At 40.4% G+C, this 14,518-nt stretch carries 12 protein-coding genes; 1 reads left to right on the plus strand and 11 read right to left on the minus strand.

Annotated features, from left to right (window positions below; genetic code table 11):
* Window positions 1-153: 153 nt before the first annotated feature.
* The 9 genes from V6669_RS27230 to V6669_RS27270 form a co-directional block, all read right to left on the minus strand.
* On the minus strand, window positions 154-1,062 hold the full coding sequence (locus V6669_RS27230) for a YitT family protein (protein ID WP_133386069.1): 909 nt from the start codon (window positions 1,060-1,062) through the stop codon (window positions 154-156).
* A gap of 134 nt (window positions 1,063-1,196) precedes the next feature.
* Window positions 1,197-2,310 (minus strand): peptide chain release factor 2 gene (prfB, locus tag V6669_RS27235; protein WP_124116498.1). Its coding sequence is split into 2 segments (ribosomal slippage): window positions 1,197-2,237 and window positions 2,239-2,310, totalling 1,113 coding nucleotides; the frame shifts between segments, so codons are not numbered across the junction.
* A gap of 243 nt (window positions 2,311-2,553) precedes the next feature.
* Window positions 2,554-5,058 carry a preprotein translocase subunit SecA gene (gene secA / locus V6669_RS27240; RefSeq protein WP_338595056.1) on the minus strand — a complete coding sequence of 835 codons (2,505 nt, stop codon included), beginning with the start codon at window positions 5,056-5,058 and terminating at the stop codon, window positions 2,554-2,556.
* A gap of 786 nt (window positions 5,059-5,844) precedes the next feature.
* Window positions 5,845-6,408: a ribosome-associated translation inhibitor RaiA gene (gene raiA, locus V6669_RS27245; protein WP_047840659.1), complete on the minus strand. Its 564-nt coding sequence runs from the start codon at window positions 6,406-6,408 to the stop codon at window positions 5,845-5,847.
* A 421-nt stretch (window positions 6,409-6,829) separates the two neighbouring features.
* A complete protein-coding gene (locus V6669_RS27250; protein ID WP_024631599.1) occupies window positions 6,830-7,027 on the minus strand; it encodes a cold shock domain-containing protein in 198 nt (65 codons plus the stop codon).
* Window positions 7,028-7,319: 292 nt separating this feature from the next.
* On the minus strand, window positions 7,320-7,679 hold the full coding sequence (locus V6669_RS27255; protein ID WP_338588683.1) for a hypothetical protein: 360 nt from the start codon (window positions 7,677-7,679) through the stop codon (window positions 7,320-7,322).
* Window positions 7,676-8,059: a flagellar export chaperone FliS gene (fliS, locus tag V6669_RS27260; RefSeq protein ID WP_338588684.1), complete on the minus strand. Its 384-nt coding sequence runs from the start codon at window positions 8,057-8,059 to the stop codon at window positions 7,676-7,678. Before fliS ends, V6669_RS27255 begins: the two co-directional genes overlap by 4 nt.
* A gap of 23 nt (window positions 8,060-8,082) precedes the next feature.
* A complete protein-coding gene (gene fliD, locus V6669_RS27265; protein WP_338588685.1) occupies window positions 8,083-9,564 on the minus strand; it encodes a flagellar filament capping protein FliD in 1,482 nt (493 codons plus the stop codon).
* A 13-nt stretch (window positions 9,565-9,577) separates the two neighbouring features.
* Window positions 9,578-9,970: a flagellar protein FlaG gene (locus tag V6669_RS27270; protein WP_338588686.1), complete on the minus strand. Its 393-nt coding sequence runs from the start codon at window positions 9,968-9,970 to the stop codon at window positions 9,578-9,580.
* Window positions 9,971-10,133: 163 nt separating this feature from the next.
* Here V6669_RS27270 and V6669_RS27275 point away from each other — a divergent pair, with 163 nt between their 5' ends.
* Window positions 10,134-10,601: an adenylyltransferase/cytidyltransferase family protein gene (locus V6669_RS27275; RefSeq protein ID WP_338588687.1), complete on the plus strand. Its 468-nt coding sequence runs from the start codon at window positions 10,134-10,136 to the stop codon at window positions 10,599-10,601.
* Between the two features lie 102 nt (window positions 10,602-10,703).
* Here the strand turns inward: V6669_RS27275 and V6669_RS27280 are convergent, their stop codons facing one another.
* Both V6669_RS27280 and V6669_RS27285 read right to left on the minus strand, forming a co-directional pair.
* Window positions 10,704-12,833, minus strand: coding sequence for a hypothetical protein (locus tag V6669_RS27280; protein WP_338588688.1), 2,130 nt, complete (start codon window positions 12,831-12,833; stop codon window positions 10,704-10,706).
* Between the two features lie 12 nt (window positions 12,834-12,845).
* Entirely contained in the window at window positions 12,846-14,510 is a 1,665-nt protein-coding gene (locus tag V6669_RS27285) for a methyltransferase domain-containing protein (protein ID WP_338588689.1), read from the minus strand.
* Between the last annotated feature and the right edge of the window lie 8 nt (window positions 14,511-14,518).

Raw genomic sequence — 14,518 nt, forward strand, 5'->3', positions numbered from 1 at the left:
CCTCTCCGTTATGTGAAATATTAAGTTAAACTTTTAATAAGAGAAAAGCAGGCACTCCCTCTCCGTCATCTTAGAGAAGGATGTACCTGCTTTTTTTCTTAAATTTTCAAACTTATGAGCCTACACGGCTCACTCGCTGTATTTTAAACCCGTTCACACATGTTCTCCCCGCTTAAAACCTTCGCCGAGCACTTCGTGCGCGTTACTGATAATGACAAAAGCTCCCGGGTCCACAGAGCGGATTAACGCTTTGAGTCTTGGTACCTCATTTTGCCCAACCACTACCATCAGTACTGTTCGTTGATCGTCAGTGTAACCGCCTTTGGCCTCGAGCTTTGTTAATCCGCGATCCAGGTCATCCAGAATTACTTTGCTGATCGCTTCCGTCTGGTTGGAAATAATATAAGCCACCTTGGAGAAGCCAAGCCCCATCTCAACCGCATCGATCACTTTACCGGTAACATACAACCCAATCAGCGCGTAGAGAGACTGCTCCAACGATAATACAAATGCAGCCATAATAATAACTGTGGCATCCATAATCACAACACAGAGAGAGTAACTCAGCCCACTGTATTTCTGTACGATTCTGGCAAGAATACTCATGCCCCCTGTTGATCCTCTACCTCGATATACAATGCCAATCCCCAGACCCACGCCAATTCCACCGTACAGTGAACCCAGAAGCGGATTCGTTGTTGGAATGGCCCAATCCTTCGTCAGATAGACTAACAATGGCAGGACAATACTGCCGAGAACTGAACGGATACCATACTGTTTGCCAATGAGCAAAAACCCTGCAATCAGGAGTGGTATATTAATTGCCCACTGCGTATAAGCCGGCTCCCAATTGAGCCATTCCTTGCCGAGGATCGATAACCCGGACACCCCGCCTGAAGCGATCTGATTCGGTAATAGGAATAAATTAAAGGCCACTGCGATTAAAAATGAACCTACAATGATGGATAACGTATCCACGACGTTTCTCCAGGGCCCGTTTAGGGGGATGAGGCTGGTTAACCTCTTTTTGCGATTATTATGAAATTGTGATCGTTGTTGCATGTTCTCGTGCTCTCCTTTGTTGTGACTGATCAATTGTTCGCTCATTTTTTCTATATCCTATAAAATTATTCAAAAAAAAGCTCCCATATACACCAGCATACGCCTACACGTATGGGTCCATACAGGAACTTATATTAATCGGTTTCTACTTTAATCTGGCTACGCAAATAACCATCGATGAATGCATCGAGGTCGCCGTCCATTACTGCACCTGTATTCCCAGTCTCTACGCTTGTACGGTGATCCTTTACCATACTATAGGGATGGAACACATAGGAGCGAATCTGGCTACCCCATGAAATATCCGACTGATCTCCTCGGATTTCATCCAGCTGTTGTTTTTGCTCTTCAATTTTACGCTCATACAATTTCGAACGGAGCATCGTCATCGCTCGCTCACGGTTCTTGATCTGTGAACGTTCATTCTGACACGTTACAACTACACCTGTTGGAAGGTGAGTAATCCGTACGGCAGAGTCGGTGGTATTGATATGTTGTCCACCCGCGCCACTTGCCCGGTACGTATCGATCTTGAGGTCCTCTGTGCGAATGTCCAATTCAATCGTATCATCAATCTCCGGTACCACATCACAGGATACAAAGGACGTATGTCTACGGCCCGATGAGTCAAAAGGTGAGATCCGCACCAGTCGGTGTACACCCTTCTCGGCTTTCAGATAACCATAAGCGTTATGTCCCTTAATCGACAACGTAACACTCTTGATCCCAGCCTCATCACCTGGCAGATAATCCAGTACCTCAACCTTGAAGCCACGCTTCTCGGACCAACGTGTGTACATCCGGAGCAGCATCTGTCCCCAATCCTGGGACTCGGTACCACCCGCACCCGGGTGAAGCTCCAGAATCGCATTCATCTTGTCATATGGTTGATTCAGCAGAAGCTGAAGTTCGAACTCTGCAACCTTATTCACGATCGCCGTAATACTGTTACCAATCTCGGTAGCGAGGTCTTCGTCGCCTTCTTCGTCCGCCAGTTCGATCATCATCACTGCGTCATCATAGTCCTGTTGGAGTTTGGTGTATTGATCCACAGATCCTTTCACCGCATTTAGCTCAGCGATTACGGATTGCGCCTTGTCACTATCGTCCCAGAAATCCGGGGCAGACATCTTCACTTCGAAGTTGCCAATCATCTCTTGCTTCAGATCTAAGTCAAAGAGACCCCCTAAGGTTTGTTAGTTTCTTGCCTATTTCACGCAGGTCATGCTTCACGTTTGGATCGATCATGTGCAATTCCTCTTTTCATTAAGATAAGCTCCCCGCATCCAGGGTATTCCTCCAGATCAAGTATGCGATGCGTCACCCTGGTGTAGAGACAACTGTTGTATCAGTATATCTCTTCTCCGTGATCATGGTCATATTATTATAACTATGCACCATTAATCGGTTTTGCATCCTTCACTTTCATCCTATGGAATACCCGGCTGCAAGGAGCCGTTCATGTCATTCGTGTATAGAAAAAACCTTCAACTACTCTTGACCGTGGCAGTGTTTGAACTTCTTGCCACTACCGCATGGGCATGGATCGTTACGTCCGATTTGGTCAGAAACCTTCACTGGACGTTTCTCAGCAGGTTCACCGCTTGTCGAGATCTGACTTTCCTCAACAACCGCTTGACGCTCCTGATTGCTCTCGATCTGTGCTCTCATCACATAAGTCGCTACTTCTTCCTGAATCGAAGCGATCATCTGATGGAACATCTCGAAGCCTTCGAACTGGTACTCACGCAGTGGATCTGTACCGCCGTAAGCGCGAAGGTGGATACCTTGACGCAATTGATCCATAGCATCAATATGATCCATCCACTTGCTGTCTACTGCACGAAGCACAACCACTTTCTCGAACTCACGAACCATATCTTCGCCAATTCGCTCTTCACGTGCATTGTACTTGTTCTGAACTCTCTCGAACAGATACTCGATAATCTCTTCTGCTTCCTTGCCCCACAGATCATCTTTTGTTACCGAACCATCATCCAGCAATTTGCTGTTCATGTAATCGGCAACTTCCTGCAGCTCCCAGTTTTCTGGAATATCGTCACCACAATGCGCTTCAACGATACGTTCAATGGAAGGTTTGATCATATCCATAACGATCTGTTTGATATTTTCGGACTCCAGTACCTCGCGGCGCTGTTTATATATAATTTCACGTTGTTGGTTCATGACATCATCATATTGGAGAACGACTTTACGCACGTCAAAGTTGTTACCTTCAACACGTTTCTGCGCCGATTCTACTGCACGGGTAATCATCCGGCTCTCAATCGGTTGGTCTTCTTCAAAACCAAGGCGTTCCATCATGTTCAATACATTGTCTGCACCGAAACGTCTCATCAATTCATCGCCGAGTGACAGATAAAATTGTGTTGAACCCGGGTCACCTTGACGTCCCGCACGACCACGCAGCTGATTATCGATCCGGCGTGATTCGTGACGCTCTGTACCGATGATATGAAGGCCGCCTACTTCAGCTACACCTTCACCCAAGATAATATCCGTACCCCGTCCAGCCATGTTGGTTGCAATCGTTACTGCACCCGCTTGACCAGCTCCTGAAATGATCTCTGCTTCTTCCGCATGGTACTTGGCGTTCAGTACCTGGTGTTTTACACCACGGCGCTTAAGCATGTCAGACAGGCGTTCAGAATTCTCGATGGATACTGTACCTACCAGAACCGGCTGGTTCTTGCTGTGGCGTTCCACAATCTCTTCCACAACCGCTTTGAACTTGCCATCAATACTCTTATACACGACATCTGCCATGTCATCCCGTTTGTTCGGACGGTTAGTTGGAATCTGCAGTACTTCGAGACCGTAGATTTTTTTGAACTCTTCTTCCTCGGTTTTCGCCGTACCCGTCATACCCGCAAGTTTACGGTACATCCGGAAATAGTTCTGGAAGGTAATCGTAGCAAGCGTCATGCTCTCGTTTTGTACTTCGATACCTTCTTTGGCTTCAATCGCTTGATGCAATCCATCACTGTAACGACGTCCAGACATCAGACGACCTGTGAATTCATCAACGATCATAACCTCTTCATCACTGACCACATAATCCACGTCACGACGCATGATTACGTTAGCTTTCAAGCCCTGTACAATGTGATGGTTGAGAGTAACGTTGGCATGATCATACAAGTTCTCGATACCAAATGCTTTCTCCGCTTTGGCCACGCCGGCCTCAGTCAACGCTACGGATTTCACCTTAATGTCTACCGTAAAGTCTTCTTCCGGCACCAAACGTTTCACAAAACGATCTGCTGCATAGTACATATCCGTCGACTTCTGAGCTTGTCCGGAGATAATGAGTGGCGTACGCGCCTCATCGACCAGGATGGAGTCTACTTCATCAATGATACAGAAGAACAATGGACGTTGTACCATTTGCTCTTTGTAAAGAACCATGTTGTCACGCAGATAATCAAAACCAAACTCGTTGTTCGTTCCGTACGTAATATCACATGCATACGCATGTTGTTTCAAAGCATGGTCCATACCGCTCAGGTTAACCCCTACCGTCATGCCCATGAATTCATAGATTTGTCCCATTTCCTGGCTATCCCGCTGTGCCAAATAGTCATTGACCGTGACCACGTGTACACCTTTGGACATCAACGCGTTCAGATACACAGGGAGTGTTCCTACCAGTGTTTTACCTTCACCCGTTTTCATCTCGGAAATACGGCCTTCATGCAGAGCGATACCGCCCAGCATCTGTACATCGTAGTGACGTTTGCCCAGTACACGGCGTGAAGCCTCACGTACGGTTGCAAATGCCTCTGGAAGAAGCTCATCTGTTGTTTCTCCCTTTTCAATACGAGCACGGTATTCGTCCGTTTTACCTTTCAGTTGTTCATCAGACAACGCCTGAAATTGTGGTTCCAGTTTATTGATCACATCGACCGTCTTCATCAGACGTTTAACATCACGTTCATTCATGTCGCCGAAGATCTTTTTGACAAGTCCTAGCATGGTATACCCCTTTCGTGCAAAACAGAATAGACCCCCTGTTGCCGCCACGCGACACCATCGGATGGATGTTGCATCCACTTGCCCGGGGGTGACAAACAATATAAAAGTAATATGATGAATCAACTCCAGGCTTGCCAAGGGTTCCTCATGAAGCTGATTCGGTATTCATACGGATTCGGTTATTAAAAACTAGCCGAAGCCCGAGCCTTGCGAATCATGTTCATGGTGCTGTGCCTGTCATTGATTATGATTAGCGATCATTCGTTGACAATTCCTCATCAGGACAATGATTCTCTTTGCATAAATTGTAACAGTTTGTAAGGGCCGCCGCAACACGCCACGGCACACTTCTTTGAACTTCTGAGACATATCAAACGGAGTTTAAGTGCAAAAAATCATAGTCGTTACCAGAAGCGTCCGATTGTCATGTTTCATTTTGCAAGGTAGACAGCCCTGTCAACGAATTTTGATGGTAAATTTGGATGATAATCTCAATATTCAGTTCTCGAATGTAGGTGTACGATTATTTTCGTAACCATCGGAATCTGGCAGTAAACTTTTACAGTTTGTGCTTCTTCTTACTATCTATTAGACGCAGCAGCATAGGGAATAGTTTCACCATTTTATTTCCAAAGATCATTTCCCAGCTCCTCTACGCACAAAAGAGCCCCATCCCCTAAGGGATGGAAGCTCTTGATAAATCTAATCCAGGAAACAATAGTCCCTGTCTTCATTATTATTAGATATTCATACGCATGTCCGTTCCGGTGATCCTGTACGTTAAGATTAACCTTGTTCGATCAATCCGTACTTACCATCGTTCCGTTTGTAAACAACGCTAACTTCTTCACTGTCAATGTTGGAGAATACGAAGAAATTGTGACCAACCATGTTCATTTGGAGGATGGCCTCTTCCACGTCCATTGGTTTCAACATAAAGCGTTTCGTCCGTACAACTTCCAGATCATCGTCATCCGTGTCCGCATCCAGTTCAGCTGTAGCTACAGTACCTGTTGGATCTTCAACGAAGAGTGTTTTCAGGCTACCTTCCTGGCGGAACTTACGGTTAATTTTTGTTTTGTGTTTGCGGATCTGACGTTCCAGCTTGTCCACCACGGAGTCAATGGATGCATACATATCATCGCTCTCATCCTCAGCGCGGAGCACAATGCCTTTCAAAGGGATCGTCACCTCTACCGTATGCAAACCTCTCGTCGTGCTCAATGTAACAGCACCGTCAGAGTTAAGGGGTGCATCGAAATACTTCTCGAGTCTACTCAACTTTTTGTCGACATAATCCTTCAAAGCATCAGTAACCTCGATTTGTTGACCTCGAATACTTAAATTCATAGGGCACTCCTCCTTTTTCCTTTGCCACTTCATTATAACACGAATGTAAGCGCCATGTAAAAACTCCCGGTGACCGAATAATGACATCTGTTCAAGCCACATCTGCCAACGTAGGCATAACGCCATATTTCGCGATATTTCATCATATTCAGCCATAATCGTATATTTACATGGTATGAATTATTAGGCGCTTGATGATGTAATTAACCCATTTTGAGCTTGCTCAATCTAATATGTAAAATGAACTTCAATCTATCTCTTGAATCTATTAAATTCAATAGAAAAATGTTACTCGGATGATTCTCAAATCTCTAATCTATTAAAACAAAAAAAGACCCCGGAAAGTACCGGAGTCTGATGCTAGCGATAATTCAATTTGGTAACCATCTAACCATATATGTAGGTCGGATTGTCCGGATGATTATAATTTGATTACGTTAGCTGCTTGCGGTCCACGCGCGCCTTCGACGATGTCGAATTCTACGGATTGACCTTCTTCCAAAGTTTTGAATCCTTCGGATTGAATTGCGGAGAAATGTACGAATACGTCGCCGCCATCTTCAGTCTCAATGAAACCGTAACCTTTTTCTGCGTTGAACCATTTTACTTTACCTTGCATGCACTAACATTCCCTTCGTCATCAAATGAAGTGAAGCTTTCGGCCTTAACCTCTGCCCACAACTCAGATGATACCACCCAAAGTTATCCATTGTCAATTGGTAAAGTAAATGTTTTCTTGGAATTTTTTGTAGATTAATTGGGGATTGTGTTGAAAGGTGGGATAACTTGAATATATCAGGTAAATGGAAGGTTGGTAAGTCTATTTTTGTGGTATTAATGACGGCAAGAAAAAACCCGTACGGAGTATTTACCCGTACGGAGTTTCGTTATAATTATAGGATCCTTTTTAGCTACTTTCGTTTATCCATAAGATAACTTTCAGAAGCATATTTGGATTCATATACCGTGCGTTGTGTTTTTGCAGTATTGCGTTGGAGCAACCATTCCTGCGCTTCGTTCTTAAGTGATGACATACGTTGCTCTATTATCTTGTCGTATGCCAAAACTTTCTTCAGCGCTTCCTTTTGCAGATCACTCATCTCTTCAACGTCCAAAACTTCATGCAATTGCTGAACTAGAAGTTCACGCTCTTGAACAAATTGTTCTACATGATCAGAATCTTGAATTTCTAAATCTTTAATAAAACTCTGCGTAAGCTCAGAAAGTTGGCTCAGAAGATTGTCTATCAGAGTCTTGTTGCTACTACTCATTGAGCTGAAGCTCCCATTGCTTGTTTGCTGGCTACAACCCAGGTCTCACGCAGTTCCTGGAAATATCCCAGAGCTTCTTCCCCATGCTTGATATCTTTTTTGATATTGGCTTGAATCAGCAAATGGTTCATGTACTCATATAGCGAGAACAAATCTTTGGAGACAGGATAAGATAGATTCAACGTAGACATTAGCTCACTGACAATCGTTTGAGCTTTACCGAGGTTCACATTCGCTTTAGAATAATCCTTGGTTCTAATTCCTTCCAAGCCCATTTTCGTAAATCGAATTGCACCATCATACAACATAATAACCAGTTGCCCTGGAGTAGATGTTTGAACTGAAGATTGCTTATACTTGTCATAAGGAGATGTAATCATGCCAAAATATTCCCCCTTTTATTTTATTGGAAATAACTTGATAGACTCGAGGACTGTGACTGGAATTGACTCATTGCCTTTTCCATAGCGGCAAATTGTTTATAATATCGAGTTTCCCAAGTAACCATTTTTCTATCTAAGTCTGAAATCCTATTGTTGTAATTTTTCAATTGTTGGCCCATACTACTCTCCGTTTTGAGAGTCATGCTTGCATCAGTGTCTGTCTTAGAAGTACCCACTTTTTTGACCAACATATCCAGGGTTGAATTCAACTCTTTTCTCAATCCACTAAATATAGCAGGATTGTTAGCGTCGGTAGAAGGGCCTCTAAAAGCACTTAGAATTCTATCGGGATTACTGTCCAACGCGCTTTTAAGTTTAACTTCATCAATCTGTAGCTTACCCTTTTCATAATATTGCCCTGTTGTTATTCCTGCCTCACTTAGCACCTTCAAGTTTCCTGTAATGACAGACCTCATCGAAGCTACGGCCGAGCTTAGAATGGTATCATTCTTCAGAAGCCCACTTTTGGCTCGCTCTTCCCAGTTTTTAATGTCATCTTCCTTCATATCTTTCTTTTGCTCTGCGGTCAAAGGTGCGTAATCACGATACTTTTCTTCTGATAATCTTGTGTTCATTAACCCCAACAATTCATTGTAAGTATCAACAAAAGACTTGATCGTCTCTATCGCTTTTGTAGGATCGGACTGTGTTGAGACCTTGCTGGGTGAGCCTACGTTCGTTTCTAACAGGGTCAAATTCACACCATTGACTAATAGTGTATCTCCCGTAGTTTCATACTTACGGGTACCTGAAGAAGTGGTAATGTTTACTTCCCCTTTTTCCGCAGCATTCGCTGACAAACCTAACATAGCTGATAAGGTACTGGTTTGAGGCTGACCATTACTTCCCGTCAACATAATTTCTTTCCCGTTTTCTCTCGAAGTAATCGTCAGCTTGCCACTGATTTCATCATAACTTGCGTTAGCTGTTGGGATTTCGGAATTAATACGAGATAATACAGTTGATAAAGAATCTGTATTTTTGAATTCCAACGATTTATTATTAATATGAAGTTCATATTTTTCTGGCGGGGAGCCTGATTTATCAAGTTGTACTAAGGTAGTGCTTAGGCTTGCTTTTACACTAGGTGTTCCCGTGGTTAGTTCAGTTGCATTTTGTAAATTGGCCTTTTTGGCAAGCGTCTTGACTTCGACACTCATCGTTACAGAAATTGCATCAGCATTAGCCTCGGCTCTAACTGCTGTTGTGTTTCCACTGACCGTTGATTTTTGTGTGTTTGTCGCTGCTGACAGATCCATCTGTTGCAATTTATTGCTTAACTGCACAATTTTACTGTTCAACTGTCTATAGCTATCCCTGGTCCAATCCAGAATCTGTTTCTGTTGATTTAACTTATCAAGCGGAACTCTCTTCACTGTCATAAGAGATTTGACCATACTGTCAATATCCATACCAGAGAAGCCGTTAATTCTCATGTTCATTTATAGTAACCTCCTATACCTTTTCATCAATCAGGATACCGGCAATTTCCATCATTTTGGCTACCAAGTCTAATGTTTTTTCAGGTGGAATCTCACGAATCAATTCACCGGTTTCTTTATTCAGGACTTTCACTAAGATTTGATGAGTTTTTTCATGAACGCTCATCTCCAAAGTTGTTGTAGGTCCCTGAAGAGCTTTTACAGCTTTGTCGATCGCTTTAATAAGGTGTTCGTCACCATACGGAATGCTAATCCCTTGTCGTTCAAGCTTAGACATATCAACGCCGTTTCTCACCGCTTGAATGAGTTGTGTGTTCGAATTTACTGATGCTTCACTTGGTTGACTTAAAGAACTTGAAGTACTGTTGTTCACTGAATTCGTTGAAAGTGAGAACTGTAGATTCATCGTTCATCCCCCGATGGAATTATTTATTATATTTATCGGTTGAATTAAAGAGAGAATGAAGAGGTATTTAAAATTCGCATATAAATAGACTTTACATGCATTTTTTTTTAAAATACGCTTAGACAAATGCGTATTCCAAAAAAAGATAGTAGGAGTGAAATAAATGGATCGTTTAAAAGATATTATAAGTCAAGAACCTCCTTACAAGGTTGGATACATTGCAGGAGTCTTCGATTTATTCCATGTAGGACATCTCAATTTACTCAAGAAAGCAAAAGAACGTTGTCATTTCTTAATTGTGGGAATTTTAGAAGACGAACTAGTAATGCACTTCAAGAACATAATGCCTTTTATTTCTCAAGAAGAAAGACGTACGATAATTGAGTCAATTAAATATGTAGATCAAGCTGTATTGGTTTCTATGGATAATATCGACAAATTAAAAGCATGGGAAATATATCAGTTTGATTGTCTTTTTTCTGGAGATGATTGGAAAAATGAACCGAGTTGGAACAAAGATAAGGATCGTTTAAACCAACTTGGCTCTAATATTGAATTTTTCCCTTACACAAAAGGAACCAGTTCTACACAAATTCGTAAATCAATACAGAATTCAGCAAAAAAAAGTTAAATCTGAATTAAAAGAAAGCGTCCAAATTAATTTTGGCGCTTTCTTTTAATTACCAGTTCTCTACATTTCTCCTGGATATACAGCATATATCCCAACAAATTTTTAACAAACTACCTCTATTTCCCCTACACCAAAATCATCAATCAATACCATATTATAGAAACTTTCATTCTCGATATTTGTGAATTTCTCTTGAATGAAACTATACATTACTTCAGAAACCATGTTATTAATAGGCGCGGATCGTTGATATACATTAAGAATATAATCACAGCAGAAATCTGTAATCGCTTGATGCATTTCACTTAAATATTTCATCTCTTTCTCAGTTCGTTTTTCAGGTCTATAGATAGGATTAGTATTCTCATCAAAAGAAGCTAATGAGGGCTCAAATGAAGTTACAACTAGTTCCATAAAATTGTAATTTTCAAAAATATAGCTTTGTGTTTGATATGTGAAATCATTTTCGTAAAATGCCTTAATTGATAGCTGATTCTTCTTGAGGTTGTTAATTTTATAATTCAAGAAATATAGCCCCGTTAATTCGCAGGGAAGTAGGTCTGTAAGATACATTTGACAAGTGCCCGTTGATACAAAATCGAATACTGCTATTTTATCCTCTTTGGAAAAGTTAAATTGTCTTATATATTTCATGTAATTTTCTTTTAATACAGAAGAGCGTGATAAGATAGTTGTCTCATGCATTAAGACGTACTCTTCAACAGTTATTTTCGGATTATATGGTAGTATTTCAATATTTTCTAGACTAAAACGTGTTTTTAGCAACTCTTCAGGTGAGTCCGTAAAGGGTATTTTGGCAATCTCAATAATATCTTCTCTTGAAACGATTGATGATCCCGCACAGATCATTCTTGAAGTGAGAAAATACTCATTTTCTGGCATAATGTCCATATTTAAAATACGAGTAGCCTGTTGATACAGTTTTTGTATTAAGTATCCATCTCTCGCTAAAAACAAAATTTTATCATAATTCCCCTCTTTAGATGCTTTAAGCAACCACAGTACAAAGTTGGTTATAATAGGGGCAACAAAAGAATAGCCAACGTCATACGTCGAAATGAGCTTTGGACGACCATCAGACTGATAAAGAGCAAAGGGGTTGTTAAATACCCGGGATAACTGAAGTCCTAACAAAGACCGATCGTTAATTGAAGTTAAACTCTTAAAAATACTACGATAAGATGAGATTTCTAGCATTTCCAAAGAACTTTTTATATGAAATGAGTCCAAACCATGTAACTTGGCAAATGTATAGTCCGCATCATAATTATCCCCTATATGAAGATAACTACTTGCTTTAACTTTATCTTTGAAAATATCAAACAAACCATCACATTTAGGTGTACGATATTCACAAGAAACAAATACATCTTTAAATCCACGAACACCCAAGTCAGAAAGGTAACGAAGTAATATGGTCTTCGGTAGATACATATCAGAGATGAGATATACATCCTTACCATGAGAGACCGCATAATGAAGTAACTCAACCATTTTTTCTCTTTTTATGAGCACTTCTTTTTCTGTCGCCAGTTCAAGCGCTAATAACTCTTCTTTCTCTTCTGATGATATTTGAGTTAGATCTTGCAGTTCCTCATAAATTTCATAGATATTAGGGTTTGTTCTCATTAATAATGAACGCTCAGACTCAGCTCTTTTTTGTCTGAATTGTTGCACACTTAATCCAATTTGCAGAGCCTTCCCTTCAACTATTTCAAATACGTCTTGAGGATAAAGAACTTTCCTCATCATTAACGTATCAAAAATATCAAAACTAATAACTTCATGCTTTAATATTTCTTCTTTTAGTGAATTCTCATTAACCTGGAAATATAACTCATTCTCATCCGAAATTCTTTGGTCATCAAACAACTCAAACAAATTATTTTTATTAACATCATAGAGGATAACATTACTATCAGCATATAAATTAGAAATCCTATTAAATATAATTTTAACTGATTTTGAGCGCGCTATCACAATAATGGCTTCAACATCCAATTCAGAGGCTTCCTCAAATGTTAGTATTTTCTTGTCATAAATATCACCTGTTCTTACCGGATCCATTAATCCAATGATATTGAAGTCAGGAAACGCAGAGAGAATAGCTTGAGTATGAAAACCGATTCCGTACAGAACAATCCTACGATTTTTGAAATCAGAGAAATTCTCTCTAAATGTGTTTACTACAAAATCCTTCTCGCTGATCATACTCAGTTCCCCTTAATCATTTTTTCGATTTGCTCTTAATAATTGTTTTGCATTAACGCGCATCCCATTTCGATCTATATAGGTTCTTTTAAGGAAATTATGATACTCGTTATATTTTCGGTTCAAGGATACAAAGTTGTATTCTTCTTTTTCGAATTCTTCCCACAAATGATTAAGCCCGTATCTTTCCTGCATGTCACCGAGCGAGATATATCTTTCTGCATCTTGAATGAAAAAATACGTATACTTTAACGCCCTGAACAAAACATATTTAGCAGGGTATTGTTCCTTCACAAATTCCTGATCAAAGAAAATAAGCTCCTTATCATGATAAAAACAGTTCACCGGAATCATATCGATATAAGCCTTTTCAAGAATGACTCCATAGTCTAATGAGTCGTTATAGCCATGAAAGGAAGGATTCATGTGTTCAGTTATACTGGATGATTGCAGTATACTATTGTATAACTGATCAAATAACAATACGAATTCTTCAGGATTCTTTCGGATGATGATCTTTAAATAATCCGATAAAGTATCGTAAGCTACGTAAGGCATAACTAATCTATTTTCTTTGAGAAGCGTTCGAATTACTTTTAACTGACTGGATTCTAATTCATCGTGGTTTTCTTTTATATTTCGCAATTGAGGCAACCCTTCTGAATATAAAGGTGTTTTCTTGACATTGCCATCACTATGAATTGTCGTTGCGAACCCTTCTCTCCGTCCGCGATCAGTAGAGACAGCAGCATAAATTACATCACAAAAATCCATATCATTAAAAGAGCATTCCACCAGGAAAGAATTTGCCACAAATTCCAAAGCATTGTTTTCAATTACATCATCGTACAGATCGTTCTCATACGCCAGCAGTGAAGAAGAATCAATATAATACGGGGTTAATCTTTCCTTCAAACTTGTTTTAGGTATACATTTTTCAGAATAGATCAATTGAGGCAATCTATAGTCTGGCAGAGGATAATAAAATTTAAAATGTTTATAACCTGCATTTTCTATTATTGTAGTTAGTTCCTGCTTACTGAAAGAGTGGCCTGTTCCCTTCTTGTAAGAGCTTTGATTGATTTGGGCAAACGGAATTCCATAGTATGGATCAGGCGCACCACACAAATATTTCAAGCCAAATCTGTTCTCGACAGCGATGATAAGTTTTCCACCAGGTTTAAGACGCTCACCTATTGATTTTAAAAAGTCACTGTAGATTAATCTGTCCTTACTCCCTTTTCCTTCAAACTCCAAAAGTCCAATAAGAGCAATATAATCAAACTTTTGATCTATTGGAATATCTCCAATGTTGCCGGCATATATTTTGAGGTTCGTTCGATTTTTATGTCTTTCCTGAATGTGTTTGGCTCGTTGAAGAGACCCCTCCACTGAAACAACTTCTGCACAATGATCACAGAAGAGACCAGTCAAAGCTCCGAAACCACCACCTATTTCAAGTAACGTAGAACCAGGTTTAAAGTCATACCAATTTAACAATGATTTCCTCAGTCGTGTTAGTTGTAGAAAAACATTCCACCTTGGATCCTCTGATATCAATTGATCATAGTTATCTTCGTTATTCTGAGAAATATAACTACAGATATCCATCTCTTCCTGACTGAGTTCTACTTCATCATTCTCACTTTTATAATATTGTGTTATGAGTAAAGTCATTTCTTATC

Origin of the sequence: Paenibacillus sp. Y5S-9 (assembly GCF_036894235.1) — a bacterium.
In the GTDB taxonomy this organism is placed as follows: domain Bacteria; phylum Bacillota; class Bacilli; order Paenibacillales; family Paenibacillaceae; genus Paenibacillus.